The following is a 17,514-nucleotide window of genomic DNA, read 5'->3' as shown; positions in this document are numbered from 1 at the left end:
CGGATCCAGAACTTGTCCGGCCCCCTGTATTCAGGGCTTCGCAGAGTAGCCGTGACTAGCATTGAATCAATCCCAAGACCAGACAGGTCCAGATAACTGCCAATAACAGGATCGGGAATGATAATGGGACGCGTCTTGCCAATGGGGCTCATAGTGATGGCTCTCATGCTGCCATTACTGGGCCACAGTCTTACCCTGACGGAAGACAAACATGAGTATCAGGGCGCCATCGGCATGCAGTGGCTCGCCGACCCGGACCATCGCCTGACTCCCAGCACAGCCTTCCAGATACTGCGTGAAGGAGCAGGCACAACCCTGGACAGCCAATACCCCTCACTGGGATTCCAGGATGGCCTGCAATGGTTTCTGATCACCCTGGACAACAATACCCGGTTCCCTTACTGGTTCCTGCGTATTGCTCGCCCCCATCTGGATTATCTGGATATCTACCTGTTTGATCGCAACGGCAATGCCATTGATCATCAACGCATGGGCGATCGCATCCCCTTCAACGAGCGGGAATTTCGTCATTACCACCTGATTAGTTTGCAGAGCTTCCCGCCCCAGGACCGCAGCTATCTGTTGATGCGCGCACAGGGCGACAACGTGATTGAAATGCCGGTCAGCATCAAGACACCGGTAGCATTCAGTCAGCAGGACAACCAGATTTCTCTCCTTCACGGCATCTACTATGGCGCAATCATCGCCATGTGCATGTTCAACCTGCTGCTTTTCTTTTCCATCCGCGAACCCAGCTACCTGCTCTATGTACTGTATCTAGGCACCTTCGGCCTTAACCTCTTCACCCGGGAGGGACTCAGCTACCAGTGGCTATGGCCGGACTTCCCGATGTGGAATCACTATTCACTGCCAGTGCTCAACCTGCTGACCCTGGCCTTTTCAATGCTGTTCGTGATGCATTTCCTGGAGCTGCGTTCGCGACTGCCAAGAATGAGTCGCGTAATCCGCTGGGTCACCGCTCTCGCGCTGGTGTCGATACCGTTCACCCTGCTCAGCTTCCACTACAGCATCCAGATCACCAGCGCAGCCGCCCTGCCATGGCCCTTCATCATGGTGGTACTGTCGGCGAGCCTGATCTTCCAGGGCTACAGCCCGGCACGGTATTTCCTGCTCGCATTCCTGTCTGTCGCCATCGCCACCTCGGTGTTCATCCTCAAGACTTTCCAGTTGATAGACGCAAGCTGGATGATCGAGAACATCATGCAGCTAGGCACCTTTCTCGAAGCGGTGCTACTGTCTTTCGCCCTTGCCCATCGCATGACAGTACTGAAAAGCGAGAATGCCCGTATCCAGCGCGAAGCCAATGAGGCGCTGGAACAACGGGTCGAAGAGCGCACCCGGGAACTCAACAGCGCGCTTAGCGCGCGCAGCGAATTTCTGGCCGTCATGAGCCACGAAATCCGCACCCCGCTGAACGGCATCATCGGCACCGTGGACATGCTGAAAAACTCGCCGCTCAATAATGAGCAGCAACACAATCTGAATATCATTGAGCAATCCGGCAACAGCCTGCTCAACCTGATCAACGACATCCTTGATTACTCCCGCATCGAAGCCGGCAAGATGCCAATCGAACAGACCCGCTTCAATCTGCATGAGGTGATTAACGATGTACCGGCACTGTTTCAGCACAAGGCACGGGTACACTCCAATTCCCTGACCAACGAACTGGACGCTGAACTTGGCCAGTTCTGTATCGGCGATCCAGTGCGGCTGCGTCAGATTCTGGTCAACCTCATCAGCAATGCCGTCAAATTCACAAACAACGGCAGCATCACGCTCAGCGCACAACGCGACAAGGACAATGGCGACTATGTGTTTTTTGAAGTGGTGGACACCGGCATCGGCATTTCTGCCGACCAACTGACCAACCTGTTCGACCACTTCCAGCAGGGCGACAGTTCCACCAGCCGACGTTACGGCGGCACGGGTCTGGGGCTGGCTATTTGCAAACAGCTGGTAGAAATAATGGGGGGAGAGATTGGTGTTACCAGCCGCAGAAATGAAGGCTCGCGATTCTGGTTCCGCTTACCACTTCCTGTCACCGAAGCCGGCACGCAACTCCCGTCCGTACCGGAAGTTACCGATATTACCCGCTCTGGCGGCCGGCTGCTGATTGTGGACGACAACCACATCAATCTGATGGTCGCGGAAGGGCTTTGCAAGAAACTGGGTTACACCACTGAAGTGGCGGAAAGCGGCATGGAGGCCATCGCCGTATTGCTGTCCGAAGCGGAGTCCTTTGACCTGATACTGATGGATTGCGAAATGCCGGAGATGGACGGGTTCGAAACATCGCGCGCCATTCTCAAGCTGCAGAAAGAAGGACGCCTGCCCCGCGTGCCCATTATCGCCCTCACCGCCCATGCGGTGCCGGACAAGATTCAGGCGTGCCACGATGCCGGCATGGTCGGCCACCTGGCCAAACCCATCAACAGTGAACGCCTGCTGATGACACTGAAGCGGGTTCTCCGCGACCCGGACATCCGTCTCTCCGGGCGGGGCACCTGAATAGCGGCACAGCCAGCCCCTGTCTCAAGCCGGACGCAGGCTGCCCAGCAGCCCGTCCACCACCCGCTCCAGGTCTTCAAGGTTGGCGCAACGTCTGGCCACCCGACAGTGGGGCAGGTAACTGGCCATGACTGCATCGCCACTATTCCATTGACTGCGCGACTCCGGGTTGAGCCACCAGACCTGTTTTACACGTCGCCGGATCTGGCCCAGTAGCTCGGCCCTTTCCGGCAGGTAGTTATTGCGCGCATCACCCAGAATGATCACCGTGGTATGGCGATCCAGCGGCCCCTCACACAGACGGAGAAAGCCTTCCAGCATCTCCCCGTAATCCGTCCCACTGCCAGACAACCTGTCCAGCACCCGCGCTACTGCCACATCTGGAGGGAAGCGCAGGAAATCCTCGCTGATCTCATCAAAACGGGACGCAAAGGCGAAGCTTCGGACCCGTGGCAGCACATCATTTAATGCGTACAAAAACTGCAGCAGAAACCGGGCTGCATCACTTACTGAACTGGAGACATCACAGATCACCATCACTCGACTTTTTTGTGGTGGCTTGCGACGCCATACCAACGAGGCAGGCACTCCATCGTGACGAATGCTCCGCCCCAGAGTGCGTCGGGCATCCAGCTGCCCCCGCCTGGCCACCTTCATGCGCCGCTGGTGGGCGCTGGCCAGCCGCCTCGCCATCTTGCGCACCAGGGATTTGACCTCGCGAAATTCACGCAAATCCCGAAACGCCACCTGACGCATGGTCTGTTCACGCAGCTCCCGACCGCGGGCCGCCCCATGCAACAGAAATTGTCGCCGCACCAGGCTGGCCGCCTGCTCACGCACCTGCCCTCGCCACTGGCGCAACCCATCCGCCCGGGCTTCAGCAGCCGCACCACCGCGTGACAATTGCAGCACCCGATCATCCACGGCGCCCATCCCCATGTTCATGAGTAACCGCCGCGTGTAGAGGCCCTGCTGGGTAATCACCTGCATTTGCGTAAAGTCCATGGCGGCGGCGGCCTCAGCCATGCGCTGCTGCAACTGGTCGGCACTGGCCGAGAGCAGCGCATCCAGTTCCGGGCTGGCCGATTCACCATCAGCATCACCCGATGCCTCTGCGTCACCAGGTCCCAGTGCCTCTGGCATGCCGGCGGCCACCTCTTCATCTCCTGCCTTGTCTGCTTGCCGCCTCTCGCCCTCGAAGTACCGGGCGAAGGTTTCCTCAAAGGCCGCCCGGTGCTGCTCTTCCTTGACCAGACTTATAGACAGCACATCGTGAAAACGCCGCCGGGAGTCGTAACCCACCAGCGCCACAGCCTGCATGGCAATGGTGGCCTCATCTGGCGAAATACGCAGGCCGGCACCGCGCAGGGCCTGCACAAACTCGGACAACCGGCGTGACAGCATCAGCGCTTACCGAACTTGCGAAGCCAGGCCGGCAGCAGTTCCCGGGCCAGAGTCACATCCTGCTCGGTCTTCAGCACCAGGTTCAAGGTATCCGCCACCACGGCCTGATCAAGGCTGTCTGCATGCAGCAACACCAGCGCCCGCGCCCAGTCCAGGGTTTCGGAAATTGCCGGCAGCTTTTTCATTTCCTGTTCGCGAAGATACTGAATGAACGCCACCAGCTGTTCGCGCAGCTCGGACTCCAGCTCCGGGACACGGGCGGCCACGATGGCCGCCTCATGGGCCGCTTCCGGATAGGGGATATAGAGATGCAAACAGCGCCGCTTGAGCGCATCGGACAATTCCCGCTGGTCATTACTGGTGAGCAGCACCAGCGGCTGATGGCGGGCAGTGACGGTGCCCATCTCGGGAATGGAAATCTGAAAATCCGATAACAGTTCAAGCAGGAAAGCTTCGAACTCCTGATCCGCCTTGTCGATCTCGTCAATCAACAACACCGCAGGCTCTTCGCTACGCAGCGCCTGCAGCAACGGCCGCGGCTCGAGAAAGGTCTCGCTGTAGAAGGCTTCACCCAGATCCCCGAGACGCGCCATGCTGGCGTCCAGACTATCTGTATCCGCCAGCATGCCGCCCAGCTTGTCGCGAAGTAGCTGGGTATAGAGCAGCTGCTTGCCATACTTCCATTCGTACAGTGCACGGCTTTCATCCAGCCCTTCATAGCACTGCAGGCGAATCAGCGGCGCTTCCAGAAAAGCAGCGGCCGCCTTGGCAAGTTCGGTTTTGCCCACACCGGGCGGCCCCTCCACCAGCACGGGCTTGTGCAGCTGGGCAGCCAGATAAACAGCCAGCGCAATCTGGTCACTGCAGATATAGCCCTGCTCGGCAAAACTGCGGGTGATATCTTCAACGGAATCAATTCGGGTTTTCATGAAGGCTCCTGCACCAGGGTCTCACAGGGTACCTCAGTACAGGCGCATCAGGCACGGGTCAGAAACGACACTCGCGTGTTGCATGAAGCATGCTGAACAATCGATCAGTGAATGGTGATGTTACCCGCCAGCACCAGCGGGGCAATGTCCTGAACGTCTTCAACAATGGGCTCCCCGTCGACACTGCTCACGTCATAACGGGCAGAGAGAACCTCGCCGTCAATCATGTCAGGGATGGCATCCAGAAAGGCATCCACATGATCAGAGCCGAAGTGGATTTCCAACGCGTCCAGATTGCTCCACTGCTGCCAGACCATAATCACCCGGGGATCATCAGCCTGCACGTAAACCTCATAGGACAGGCAGCCCGACTCCTTGCGAGACGCACAAGCCAGATCCTGGACCAGATCCAGCGCTTCAGGCTGGAGATCTGCCTTGATGGGGAACGTGCCTTTAACAATGATCATGGAGGAGGGGAACCGCTAGAGGAAAACGACCATGATAGCACATTTTTCACACGTCTGCCGGCACCCTTCCCCCAACAGCTCAGTCGCAGAAACGAACAGAATCCTGCACAGATACCCGCCCTACCCGGGTCTTGTTGGCGGCGATGGAGGGATCTTCATAGCCAAAGCTGATTCCCAGCACGATGGCGGTACTATCCGCAATACCCAGTATTTCGCGCACATCCGCCGGGTAGTAACGCATGCTGCCCTGGGCGCAAGCACCTAAGCCATAGGCACTCAATGTCAGCAGCAGAGACTGGACATACATGCCCACATCCAGTGCCACAGTCACGCCAAACGCCTTCTCCATACCAATAAAGGCCACATGGGGCGCATCGAACAACTGGAAATTGCGCAGCTCTGCCTGACGGCGGCCCTCCCGGTCTTCACGGGCAATGCCCATGCTGCCGTACAGCGCCATGGCACAATCCACCTGTCGGTCACGATAAACCCCTTCGAAGCGGGGAAGGCTGTCGTAATCCGGCTCGAACGGAACCCCCTGACTGACCTTTTCCACCATGCGATCCCGGAGGGTATCGCGGGCCTGCCCGCTGGCCACCCACACCTGCCAGGGCTGGATATTGCAGTTGGAAGGAGCATGCTGGGCCAGGGCGAACACCTCATCGAGCACGGCCTGGGGTACTGGCTTGTCCAGAAAACCGCGCACGGAACGGCGCTGCCTGAGGGCATCGGCAAGGGTAATGGAATCGGCGTTCATGGATCACTCCTGACTGCGTAGAACCGGATGGGACGGCAAATTGCCAATCCCGGCAGTCTAGCGATACAGAAGAAACGGTGCGATGACAGGAACGCTCACCGTCATGAAGGGGAGAAAAGTTGGTCAGGAAACCTTGAGCATGGCTTCGCAAATCTGGTCGATGACCGGTTCGGTGCCATCCAGGCGACCCTCAACCCCCTCCACCCCCAACCGGGCAGCACAGACAGGACAAAGGATCGTGAACACCAACTCTCCCCCCTGACTGGGAGCAGGCAGTACAGCCCAATGCTCGGCACGGGCACGCTGGCCTATGCGATGGTAATAATCGAGGTTGATGTCTCCGCCTGGCTCAAAATCAAACGTGGTCGGACAGCGGCTGCAGTTGAGCCACATGTCGTACAACGCCGCTGCATCGTAGGGGTCTCTTGAATCGAATGCCATTGCCACCTCCTGACTTGTGGCGCGCCCATCATCCTTGCGAGTATGCACTCACCAAACCTGCCCCCTTATAGGGCAAACATGGTTCAAAACCCATGAAACAGATCACAGTTCCCAAGCTTACAGCCGTTCGCCTGAGGCCATGGCGCGCCCCCCTAACACCAACATCTGAAGCTGGAGCCGGGCATGATCCGCCAGCACCTTGCGAGCGGCGGCGCTGCTGTCGAGCATGGATATCCCCGCCCCAAACATGATCGCAATGGCCGCTTCTGCTTCCTGTTCGGCAGGAACAGCATCGCCGCCGCGGGCAGCCACTGCCTGACGAACATCCTCCGCCAGCTCATCCACCAGCAGCTGCAGCTCCCGCTGAATGCGCAGCCGGTAACGGTCATGGCTGCCAAGGCGCTGCTGTACCAGCAACCGAAAATCGTTGCCATGATCATTGAGATAACGGACGAAGCGCCCCACCAACTCATTGACCGCCTGGGCCGGGCCGATCTCGATCATGCTGCGCCGCTCGTACTCCATGGCAGAGCGCAGCCGGAAGCAGCAGGAGTCAATCAATGCCAGCCCCAGCGCTTCCATGTCGGGGAAATGGTTATAGATGGAGGTGGCCGCCAGCCCGCACTCCCGCGCAACCTCTCGCAGCCCCAGGCTGTCCAGGCCGCGCCCTCCCTCCATCAAGGTGCGCGCAGCCTCCAGGATTCGCTCCCGGGTCTGCCGCTTCTGACGCTGCCTCACTGTCTCTGCCATAACCGTACCACTAACAACTGTTAGGCTTAATAATCCCATGAAAACTGTTCATCTGGCAACAACTACGCGGTTACAAAATAATCTTTGACAAACAAGTGTTAGCTAAACCAGAATTCACCTTACAAATGTAAGGCAAGGAGATTTGTCACCTGCCACATTGGCGGCGCATTATCAGAAAGCGCTACAACATATGACTGCCGGTCGCATTCCGGCAGCAGGGAAGCTACAAGGGGCTAAACATGAACTACTTCGTTACCGGTGCCACAGGTTTCATTGGTCGTTTTCTGGTTGCACGTCTGCTCAAGCATGACGATGCCCGCGTGTTTGCACTGGTTCGTTCCGGATCCGAATACAAACTGGATGCACTGCGCCGCCGCCTGGGCGTCAGCGCCGATCAACTGGTTGCCATCCAGGGCGACATCAATGAAAAGTTGCTGGGCGTGAGCAAGCGTGACCTGGATGACATGACTGGCCAGATTGATCACTTCTTTCATTTGGCCGCGATCTACGATCTGACGGCCGATGAAAACTCCCAACGCTACACCAACATCGAAGGCACCCGGCAGACCCTCAAGCTGGCCGAAAAGCTCAAGGCGGGCTGCTTCCACCATGTTTCCTCCATTGCGGCCGCCGGCCTCTACGACGGCACCTTCAGCGAAGACATGTTCGAGGAAGCCACCGGTCTGGATGATCCCTACCTGCTCACCAAGCATGAATCCGAAGCTCTGGTGCGCCAGGAGAGCAAGCTGCCCTGGCGCATCTACCGACCATCCATGGTGGTAGGCCATTCCGAAACCGGGGAAATGGACAAGGTCGACGGCCCCTACTATCTGTTCAAATTCATCCAGAAACTGAAGGATGTACTGCCCAACTGGATGCCCCTGGTCGGTATCGAGGGTGGCAAGTTCAACATCGTCCCGGTGGATTTCGTCGCTGATGCGCTGGACCACATTGCCCACCAGGAAGACGGAAACGGCCAATGCTTCCACCTCACCGCCGACCGCTCCTACAGCCTGGGCGAAATAATGGACGTGATTGCCGGGGCGGCCCAGGCCCCGCGCTGGCCGCTCAAGCTGGATAACAGCCTGTTCAACTCGGTGCCCGGTTTCGTCAAGAAGGGGGTCAGCGCCATGACCCCGAAGATGGTGCTCAATGCGGCGCTGGAAAACCTGGATATTCCGCCGTCCGCCATGCAGTTCCTCACCTTTCCCACCGAGTACGACAACCGCCGGGCCAAGGCAGCGCTGGCCGACAGCGGCATTGATGCGCCGGAGCTGCAAGGCTACATCCAGCAGCTGTGGGACTTCTGGGAAAACCATCTGGACCCGGACCGCGGCGAACGCAAGGACGAACTGCAGCCACTGCCCACCCTGCCCGAAAAAGTGGAAGGCAAGGTGGTCATGGTCACCGGTGCCACTTCCGGTATCGGCAAGGCCACCGCCCTGAAGCTGGCCCGCGCCGGCGCCACCGTGCTGGTGGTGGCCCGTACCGTGGAAAAACTCGACGAGACCCTCCACGAGATTGACCAGCTCGGCGGCACGGCCCAGGCCTACAGCTGCGACGTGTCCGATCTGAACAGCGTGGATCAGCTGGTGCAACAGGTGATTGCCGATCATGGTCATGTGGATGTACTGGTGAACAACGCCGGGCGATCCATCCGTCGCTCCGTAGTGCACTCCTTCGAGCGTTTCCACGATTACGAGCGCACCATGCAACTGAATTACTTCGGGGCCCTGCGACTGATCATGCAGCTGATGCCAAGCATGATCGAGCGTGGCGGCGGCCATGTGATCAATATCTCCAGCATCGGGGTGCTCACCAACGCACCGCGCTTCTCGGCCTATGTGGCGTCAAAAGCGGCACTGGATGCATTCACCCGCTGCGCCTCCAGCGAACTGGCCCACGAGGGCATTCGCTTTACCACTATCAATATGCCACTGGTCCGCACGCCGATGATCGCCCCCACCAAGATCTACAACCATGTGCCGACCATCAGCCCGACCCAGGCGGCGGACATGATCTGCGACGCCATTGTGCGCCAGCCCAAGCGCATTGCCACCCAACTGGGGATCATGGGTCAGGTGATGCATTTCCTCACTCCCAAGGTCACCGAGACCATCATGAACACCGGCTACAAGCTGTTCTCGGATTCCGCTGCCGCCCTGGGCGGCAAGGAAAACACACCCAAGAAAATCAGCCGCGAGCAGGCCGCCTTTTCACGGCTCTTCAAGGGGATTCATTGGTGAGAATGTCTGGCGTATGACGCCATTGATGGAAACGGAAACCGGCGCAACGCCGGTTTCTTTTTTTGGTGGCGTCCAGTGCATCAATAAAGAAAAGGCCCCGCAAGCGGGGCCTTAAATGTTCCGGAGACTACCGGAAGCATACGCAGCGGGACCATGTCCCGCAGCTATAGTCTCCCAGCCACTCCCCTCCCGCCTTGATGCATATCAGTTTTTTTTCGTTTTGCCCTGCGCCACCGCTTTCAGGGGTAGCCAGGGTCAAGCCAGCGGGCTCCATGGCCCTATACTGACACACATGAAAACCACAACACTCCGCCAGCACCCGGTCGCCATTGCGCTCTGCCAGGCCCTTTTCCCGGCCGGGGACAAGCTGCCTGCCGCCGATGTGGACGCACTGCTCACCACCCTGGACCAGCAACTGTCGGGCCACGCCCGCCTGCGCCGCACCCTGCTGGCAGGACTGACCTGGCTGAATCAACGCTACCGACTGGCCCATGGCCGCGCGTTTCGCCAGGCCAGCCCGCTGCAGCAAAGCCGCTTTATTGAAAAACTGGGCCGCACACCGGTATCAGGCAAGTTGTTGCGAGTACTTTGCCTGCCCTTCAAGGCGCTGTATCTGCTCGACGAAGACACCGCCCGGGCCACCGACTGCCGCCCGCCGGTTCAGGTGCCCGCCCAGCTGGAACGCTTCCGCTGGCAACAGCAGATCTGTGCGGCCAAAGATTGCCCTGAAGACCAGCGGCTGGAGGCCGATGTGGTGGTTATCGGCAGCGGCGCCGGCGGTGCTGCCGCCGCCTATGAACTGGCGTGCCGGGGGCTGGCCGTGGTCATTCTGGAAGAAGGCCACTATTACGACCGCCGCGATTTCAGCGGCAAGCTCAGCGACATCATTCCCAAACTCTATCGCAGCAGCGGGGCCACCGTGGCCACCGGCAACGCCACCATCCCCGTGCCTGTGGGCTGCAATGTGGGCGGCACCACCACCATCAATTCCGGCACCTGCATGCGCACCCCCCAGGCGATACTGGATCAGTGGCAGGCCGATGGGCTGGGAGCGTTCGATGCGGACAGCATGGCGCCCTGGTTCCAGCAGGTGGAAACCATGCTCAAGGTGCAACGCGCGTCTGCTGACGCCGTGGGCCCCATTGGCGACATCATCGATCGGGGGGCCGCCGCCAACGGCTTCCAGCAGCGTCACGGCCTGATGCGCAACGCGGAAGGGTGCGACGGCCAGGGACTGTGCCAGTTCGGCTGCCCCACCGACGCCAAACAATCCACCAACGTGAGCTATATTCCCCGCGCCCTGGAACGTGGCGCCTTCCTGTATTGCGGCTTCCGGGCTGACTCACTGAGACGCCGGGGCAACACCATCACCGGCGTCACCGCTTCCGGCACCGGATCTCAGGGTCAGCCGGTCCGCCTGTCGATTCAGGCCCGGCATGTGGTGGTGGCCATGGGCACCCTCTTTACCCCGCAATTTCTCAAACAACAAGGCATCCGCAACCGTCATCTGGGCCGGCACCTGACCCTGCATCCCGCCGGGGTGGTCAACGGCCTGTTCCCCGATCAGACACTGGGCAATAGCAGCTGTATCCCCCAGGGCTTCGGGGTGTCGGATCTGGCTGAAGAAGGGCTGATGTTCGAGGGCGGCACCGTGCCCCTGGCTGGCCATGGGTTATTCAGCAATCTCTATGGCCGTGAGTGGATTCGGCACACCGAAAATTATCCGCACACAGCCTACTTCGGGTTCATGATCCGCGACACCAGCGAAGGCCGGGTTTACCGTGGTCCCAGCCGGGGAGTGCCGCTGATCCGCTACCGCATGAACCGGCAGGATTTTCGCCTGTTCCTGCGCGGCATCGAAACCCTGGCCCACTGGTATCTTGATGCCGGCGCCAGGGAAGTACAGATCCCCGGCCCACACCATATCGCAACGCTGACCAGCAAGGCGGACCTGGCCCGCTTCATGAAACAGCGCCACAAACCCGCGGACTTCCTGATCACTGCCTACCATCCACTGGGTACCGCCCGACTGGGTGCCAGCCCGGAACAGGGTGTCTGTGACCCCCTGCACCAGGTATTCGGTTACGCTGGGCTGTCCGTCATGGATGGCTCCTGCGTCCCGTCCAGCCTGGGTGCCAACCCCCAGGTCACCATCATGACTCTGGCCAGCCGCGCCGCCAGCCGGCTGGCCGAGCGCTTGCTAAGCGAAAACGACGATCAGCTGGCCACCCACCAACAAGGAGAATGCGCATGAGCCTGGGACTATTGTTGAAAGAACGCATGAGCGGCTGGTTACAACTGGACGGCGAGGCAAAGCAGGACTTTGCCTTCGATATTCGCGCCTTCACCACCCAGATGCTGAGCCTCACCGCACCACGCTATTTTCAGGGCACGGTGACCCTTGGCGACCTGCCCCTTCCCTGTGAAGGCGAACTGACCATCCAGCTTTCCGGCCCCCATTACTGGCTGACTTTCGACCACCCCAAATGGGGACGGGTGCGGGCCGAAGGCAAGAAACACTATGGCCGCAACGGCCTGATTGCCTCCCTGATTACCTGCCCGCTGACCCTGAGCAGGGACCGCCAGACCATCGGCACGGCAGAGGTAGCCTACCGCGACAGCATGGTGGCCTTCCCGTTCAAGGCGTTGCGACTGGTCAGCGAAGACCGGGCCTATGGAGACCTGACACCATGATTCCCTATTACGGTCTGCAGGCGCCGGCCACGGGCGGACATTACGAATCCTGGTTTGTGCGTGCCAATCATCCCCTGCGCCCCCAGGCACTCTGGATCCGTTACACCCTGTTCCGTGCAGCGGACAACCGCCCCGCGCTCGGGGAAGTCTGGGCCATGTGGTTTGATGGTGAACAGCAACGCACCGTGGCAGCCAAACAGGAATTCCCGCTGGACGATTGCCACTATGCCAGTGACGCCATGCGGGTAGACGCCGGCGATAATCATATAGAGCCTGGCAAACTGACCGGCCAACTCCAGCACCGCGGCCAGACCCTGCAGTGGGACCTTCACTACAACGATGGCGAAGCGTCACTACTGTTTCTGCCAGCTTCTTTTTACGAGCGCCCGCTACCCAAGGCCAAATCCCTGGTCAGCCGTCCCATGATCCAGCTGCACGGCACCCTCAACGTGAACGGTGAAATCATCAATCTGGATGGCTGGCGCGGCAGCGAAAACCACAACTGGGGCAGCCAGCACACTGATCGCTATGCCTGGGGCCAGGTTGCCGGCTTCGATAATGCACCGGAGGCGTTTCTGGAATGCGCCACTGCGCAGATCCGGCTGGGGCCGGTGTACAGCCCGAAACTTTCCATCGCCGCCCTGTGCCTGGACGGAGAGCGCTTCCTGTTCAATACCATCGGCACCGCCCTGAAAGCCCGGGCACACTACCGCCCTTTCGAGTGGAGCCTGGAGACGCGCAACCGGGATGCCCGACTAATGATTCAGATGGATACCACCCCGGATCGGGTGGCGGCGCTGACCTACTACAACCCGCCAGGAGGCAACAAGTTCTGCCTCAACAGCAAACTGGCCAGGGTCACCGCCACCTTCCGGCAAAAAGGCAAGCCGGAGCGGGTACTGCACAGCGCCCACGGCGGCGCCTTCGAGATTCTCACCGATCAGGTGCCGCCGGGGGTGGAGTTGCAGGTATAGGAACGAGTTTCGAGGTACGAAAGGCAAAACCGTTGTGGGAGCTTGCCTGCAAGCGATCCGGGAGTCAGCGAGTAGCGAAAACATTAAAAGCCAAAACTCGAAAGGGTTTTGCCTCTCGAAACCCGCGCCTCGCAACTCGTCACTCGCCGCTGACGTTAGCTCCCTGCGCCGCCAGCACCCGCTCCAGGGATGGCGGCGAATAGTCCGGACCCTTGAGCACCTTGCCACGAGCATCTTTCACCGGCTTTCCGTCCGCGCCCAGCTTGCTCATGTTACTGCGATGTACTTCCTCGCAGGTCGCGTCCAGGTCAATACCAAAGGTATGGCCCGCGCCGTAGGTCACGTAGTTGATATCGGTAAGTGCGTCCGCCACCGCCACCAGATCAACCTCAAAGCCCTTGAGCTGTTCCAGCTGCTCGCGGGCCTGCGCCAGGGTATCCAGAAACGCCTGTTGATCCGCATCCGGTGACTGACAGGTGGCTTCCGCCAGTTCATGAAATTCTTCCAGCAACAGGGCAAGACGCAAGCGCACGGTGCGATCATCCGGCACCACAGGCAATGGCTCTACCGGCAGGGAAAAGGAACGGTGGAATTCGCCCACCCGGTGAAAGTTGGTGGGATCAAGCTTGGTCATTCACTTCCTCCAGAAACGCCAGGATTTCACGATTCACTTCCGCCGCCTGCTCCATCTGGATCCAGTGGCCACACTGATCCAGCAACACAGTGCGCAGATCCGGCACATAGTCCGGCATGCGCTGCAACGCCTTCTGATTGAACATCAACACAGGATCCTGCAGGCCGCCAATAAACAACACCGGCATGGTCAGCTGCCAGTTATCGTCATCCCGGCTCTCCTGCCAGGACAGATCCATGGCCCGGTACCAGTTGACCGGTCCGGTAAAACCACTGCGCTGATAACGCTCGGTGTAATAATCCAGATCCTCCTCACGCATCCAGCGCGGCGGCTGATCCGGAGCACTCATGGAATCGAGCAGACCGCTGTCATTCTTGCCCACCCGGTATTCGGCAATCCCGTCGGCAGACAGGGAATGGAAAATCTTGCGAAGGGAATCGCGGACATCCTTTTCCAGCTCCTGCTCGGGCAGGGCTGGCTGCTGGAAATAGAGCATGTAGAAAAAGCGATCCTCGAACAGACGTTTCATGGCGTCAGTGGGCGCCTCGGGCGCCGGGCCGCCATAGGGGACAGACATGCCAACCACCGCTTCAACAGCCTGAGGGTATTGCCTGGCCACCTGCCAGGACAGGGCACATCCCCAGTCATGACCCACCAGAATCGCCCGCTCATAGCCCAGCGCCTGGACCAGCGCATGCACATCCTCAACCAATATCGACATGCGGTACCCATCCACCTGCCCGGAACCGCCAGTCTCCCCGTAGCCCCGTAGATCCGGGGCCACCGCGTAGTAACCAGACTGGGCCAGCATGGGCAGCTGGTAACGCCAGGACGCCCAGCATTCCGGGAAACCATGCAGACATAACACCAGGGGCTGCCCAGTCTCACCAGCCTCGGCGATGAACATGTCCAGCCCATTGGCTGACACCTTGCGCTCTCGTATAAACGCCATACTTTTTTCCTGATTTGAGCAGCTGAAAAATCCCTGTTCAGGGCTACTTACCCAGCACGACGAAAATGCTATTGTTAGCATAAGAAACATGACTGACTTATCATGAATTTGACAGCATGACCTGCCTCAGGCAAGTCTGCACCAATCACGTTACGGGAATAACAGGGATGGACCGTGACTGAACCAGCCGAACCACAGCAACCTGCTCGAAGTCGCCTCGGAGAGTTATTGGCGCCCTACGTCCCAGACTACTTCCCTGTAGCCTGGAAGCTCGGGCTGTCCATTTCCCTGCTGATCCTCTGCGGCATGACCGTGCTCGGCACCCTGCTACTCAACAACCAGCTCAGCCGCATGCGCGACCAGGCGGACACCTTCGGCGTGGCCATTGCCCAGCAACTGGCCAATACGGCTCGCGAGCCGCTGCTGGCCGATGACACCTTCCTGCTCAAGGTACAACTCAATAACCTGACTCGCAGCGAAAGCGTCCGCGGCGCCGCCCTGTTCGACCGGGAAGGCAACCTGACTGACAAGGCCGGCATCCTGCCTCTCGCCGCCACCCCGCTGAGTGAACAGATCAAGCGCTGGGAACTGCAAGGGGAGCCGATCACCACCTATTACTACACCATCAAGGTGGGAGATACCGCCGCCGGCTACTCCGCCATTTCCCTGTCGGACCGGCCCATCATGGCCGCTCGCCAGGCCGTACAGGACACCATGATAACCGCCACCCTGATCATGAGCGTGATCGCCATCATCGTGGCATTCTTCATCAGTCGCCGCCTGGCCCAGCCGATTCAGGACCTGCTTGCCGCCACCAGCGCCATGCGCAAGGGCGACCTGAACTACCGCATCCAGGATCGCCGCAACGACGAAATCGGTGGCCTGATTGAGGCCTACAACACCATGGCCCACGGCATGCTGGAAAAGGATCAGGTAGAGAAGGTTCTTCAGCGTTTTGTCAGCCCCTCCGTGGCGCGCAACATGATGGCAGACCTGGACCAGGTGCAACTCGGTGGCAGGGATGTCCAGGCCACCGTGGTGTTTGCCGATATCGTCGGCTTTACCCGGCTATCCGAGACCCTGGCGCCGGAAGCCATCGCCGACATGCTCAATGTCTACTTCGATGCCATCACCACCGCCACCAGCTTCTACCGCGGCACCATCGACAAATACATGGGCGACTGCGCCATGATCGTATTTGGCGTGCCGGAAAAGGATGACGAACATCTGTTCCACGGCCTGTGCTGTGCCGTGATGATCCAGCGCCTGGTGGAACGGCTTAACGAGTTCCGCCGCGCCCGCAATCAAACCACCGTGGAATTCCGCATTGGCATCAACTCAGGGGCCATGCTGGCCGGCAATCTGGGCTCCCGGGATCGCATGCAGTACACCGTGGTAGGCGATGCCGTAAACCTGGCCTCGCGGCTGTCCAACATGGCCGCGGGCAACGAAATCATTGCCGCCTCGCCCCTGCTCGGCAATCCCAATATCGGCTCCCGGGTACGCGCCACGGAGTACGGGGCCATGCGTATCCGCGGCAAGTCCGAGCCGGTGGGCACCTTCCGCATTGACGGCGTACACGCCCTGTCGGAAACCCTGATGGAGCAACGCATTGCCCAATTCCTGGCCAGACTGAATACGGAGGAGCAACAACGTGCACAAGGCGAGTAGCCTGCTGCTGGCCGCCTCCGTGATCAGCGGCTGCGCCAGCCTCGGCAACCCGGAAGAAGACGTCATCGCAGCACTGAACGAACAGAACTACGCCCGTGCTATCGAAGTCATCGACGCCACCCCCGAATCCCACAAGCAATATCCCCTGCTACAGGAACAGTACGCCGGCATCCTTCAGGCCAGCGACGAATATCGCCAGCACCTGATGCAGGAAGCGGAAGCCTATGGTCGCCGTCAGCAATGGGCCGATGCCTTTGGCCTGCTGGAAGAAAATCGTGACAAGGTGGTAGCCCCCTACGCCATTGATGAGCTGACTGCGTCACTGGCCATCCTTGAAGGCCGCCAGCTCAACGAACTGCTCGCGGACCGCCGTGCCGAGCAGGCAGAAGCCATGCTGGAAAGCGCCCGACTCTCCGATACCCTCGCCAATTTTCACGACAGCCGCGCCGTGGCCGAAAAACAACGCCTGGATGAAGAGCGAGAACTGCTGGTGGCCGACCTGAACCGGCTCGGGGAATATTTCGCCGAACAACAGAAATGGCACCAGGCCAGGGACCTGCTTCGCTACGCCCAGCAGCTGGCGCCGGATCAGGAACCGTCACCTCAACTGGCCAGGGCTCAGCAAGTACTCAACAGTGCGGATCAGCGTGCCCGCGCCAAGCGCAACCAGGCACTCCAGACCGAAGCCGAGCAACTCATGGCCCGCTACCAGCGTAACGGCACCATGGACTCCCTGCTGGCCGCCCGGCGTTTTCTGGACCGACACAAAGGCAACCCGATACTGAGCAAACACCGCGACCGGCTCGAACAATGGTCTCGTCGCCGCTTCAACGAAGAAATGAACACTGGCGAAGCCCTTTATGCCCGCGGCCAGTACAAGGAAGCCTACCGAATCTGGAAACAGCTGGCGCCGCTATACCCCAACGACGAAGAGCTCAACAAGAAACTGGAGCGCAGCCGTCGGGTACTTTCCAACCTGAAAAGCCTGCAGCAGTCGTAGATAACGCGTCAGGCGTCATACATCACGCCTGACGCTGAATCGCATGCACCTTTCTGCCTCTCA

The 17,514-nt window shown here is 59.6% G+C and carries 15 protein-coding genes; 7 read left to right on the top strand and 8 right to left on the bottom strand.

Features of this window, described 5'->3' with window-relative positions:
• The first annotated feature begins 156 nt into the window (after window positions 1-156).
• Entirely contained in the window at window positions 157-2,532 is a 2,376-nt protein-coding gene (locus GQF00_RS00335) for a hybrid sensor histidine kinase/response regulator (protein WP_237440335.1), read from the top strand.
• 24 nt (window positions 2,533-2,556) lie between these two features.
• Here GQF00_RS00335 and GQF00_RS00330 read toward each other — a convergent pair whose 3' ends face one another.
• From GQF00_RS00330 to GQF00_RS00305, 6 genes are all read right to left on the bottom strand, one after another.
• Window positions 2,557-3,936 carry a VWA domain-containing protein gene (locus GQF00_RS00330; RefSeq protein ID WP_161316916.1) on the bottom strand — a complete coding sequence of 460 codons (1,380 nt, stop codon included), beginning with the start codon at window positions 3,934-3,936 and terminating at the stop codon, window positions 2,557-2,559.
• Window positions 3,936-4,865, bottom strand: a complete 930-nt coding sequence (locus tag GQF00_RS00325) for a MoxR family ATPase (RefSeq protein ID WP_161316914.1) — start codon at window positions 4,863-4,865, stop codon at window positions 3,936-3,938. Before GQF00_RS00325 ends, GQF00_RS00330 begins: the two co-directional genes overlap by 1 nt.
• A 104-nt stretch (window positions 4,866-4,969) precedes the next feature.
• Window positions 4,970-5,332: a putative quinol monooxygenase gene (locus tag GQF00_RS00320; RefSeq protein WP_161316912.1), complete on the bottom strand. Its 363-nt coding sequence runs from the start codon at window positions 5,330-5,332 to the stop codon at window positions 4,970-4,972.
• 79 nt (window positions 5,333-5,411) lie between these two features.
• Window positions 5,412-6,089: a nitroreductase gene (locus GQF00_RS00315; protein ID WP_161316910.1), complete on the bottom strand. Its 678-nt coding sequence runs from the start codon at window positions 6,087-6,089 to the stop codon at window positions 5,412-5,414.
• 123 nt (window positions 6,090-6,212) lie between these two features.
• On the bottom strand, window positions 6,213-6,530 hold the full coding sequence (locus tag GQF00_RS00310; RefSeq protein WP_161316909.1) for a hypothetical protein: 318 nt from the start codon (window positions 6,528-6,530) through the stop codon (window positions 6,213-6,215).
• 117 nt (window positions 6,531-6,647) lie between these two features.
• Window positions 6,648-7,280 (bottom strand): TetR family transcriptional regulator, encoded by a 633-nt coding sequence (locus GQF00_RS00305; RefSeq protein WP_161316907.1) that lies wholly within the window; start codon window positions 7,278-7,280, stop codon window positions 6,648-6,650.
• A 239-nt stretch (window positions 7,281-7,519) separates the two neighbouring features.
• Between GQF00_RS00305 and GQF00_RS00300 the strand changes: the two genes are divergently transcribed.
• From GQF00_RS00300 to GQF00_RS00285, 4 genes are all read left to right on the top strand, one after another.
• A complete protein-coding gene (locus tag GQF00_RS00300; RefSeq protein WP_161316905.1) occupies window positions 7,520-9,526 on the top strand; it encodes an SDR family oxidoreductase in 2,007 nt (668 codons plus the stop codon).
• A 292-nt stretch (window positions 9,527-9,818) separates the two neighbouring features.
• Entirely contained in the window at window positions 9,819-11,780 is a 1,962-nt protein-coding gene (locus GQF00_RS00295) for a GMC family oxidoreductase (RefSeq protein ID WP_161316904.1), read from the top strand.
• Window positions 11,777-12,220, top strand: coding sequence for a hypothetical protein (locus GQF00_RS00290; protein ID WP_161316902.1), 444 nt, complete (start codon window positions 11,777-11,779; stop codon window positions 12,218-12,220). The genes GQF00_RS00295 and GQF00_RS00290 overlap by 4 nt, the downstream gene beginning before the upstream one ends.
• Window positions 12,217-13,194 (top strand): hypothetical protein, encoded by a 978-nt coding sequence (locus GQF00_RS00285; RefSeq protein ID WP_161316900.1) that lies wholly within the window; start codon window positions 12,217-12,219, stop codon window positions 13,192-13,194. Before GQF00_RS00290 ends, GQF00_RS00285 begins: the two co-directional genes overlap by 4 nt.
• A 139-nt stretch (window positions 13,195-13,333) precedes the next feature.
• Here the strand turns inward: GQF00_RS00285 and GQF00_RS00280 are convergent, their stop codons facing one another.
• Both GQF00_RS00280 and GQF00_RS00275 read right to left on the bottom strand, forming a co-directional pair.
• Window positions 13,334-13,828 (bottom strand): nucleoside triphosphate pyrophosphohydrolase family protein, encoded by a 495-nt coding sequence (locus tag GQF00_RS00280; protein ID WP_202560307.1) that lies wholly within the window; start codon window positions 13,826-13,828, stop codon window positions 13,334-13,336.
• Window positions 13,815-14,780 (bottom strand): alpha/beta fold hydrolase, encoded by a 966-nt coding sequence (locus GQF00_RS00275; RefSeq protein WP_161316898.1) that lies wholly within the window; start codon window positions 14,778-14,780, stop codon window positions 13,815-13,817. Before GQF00_RS00275 ends, GQF00_RS00280 begins: the two co-directional genes overlap by 14 nt.
• 228 nt (window positions 14,781-15,008) lie before the next feature.
• On the opposite strand from GQF00_RS00275, the gene GQF00_RS00270 reads away from it, so the two are divergent.
• Window positions 15,009-16,451, top strand: a complete 1,443-nt coding sequence (locus tag GQF00_RS00270) for an adenylate/guanylate cyclase domain-containing protein (protein WP_237440332.1) — start codon at window positions 15,009-15,011, stop codon at window positions 16,449-16,451.
• Window positions 16,435-17,451, top strand: coding sequence for a hypothetical protein (locus GQF00_RS00265; RefSeq protein WP_161316896.1), 1,017 nt, complete (start codon window positions 16,435-16,437; stop codon window positions 17,449-17,451). Before GQF00_RS00270 ends, GQF00_RS00265 begins: the two co-directional genes overlap by 17 nt.
• The last annotated feature ends 63 nt before the right edge of the window (window positions 17,452-17,514 follow it).

The sequence above is a fragment of the Alcanivorax sp. DP30 genome, assembly GCF_009882945.1.
Taxonomy (GTDB): domain Bacteria; phylum Pseudomonadota; class Gammaproteobacteria; order Pseudomonadales; family Alcanivoracaceae; genus Alcanivorax.
Note: the sequence above shows the minus strand (reverse complement) of the source record. Positions and strands in the feature narration are given on the sequence as shown.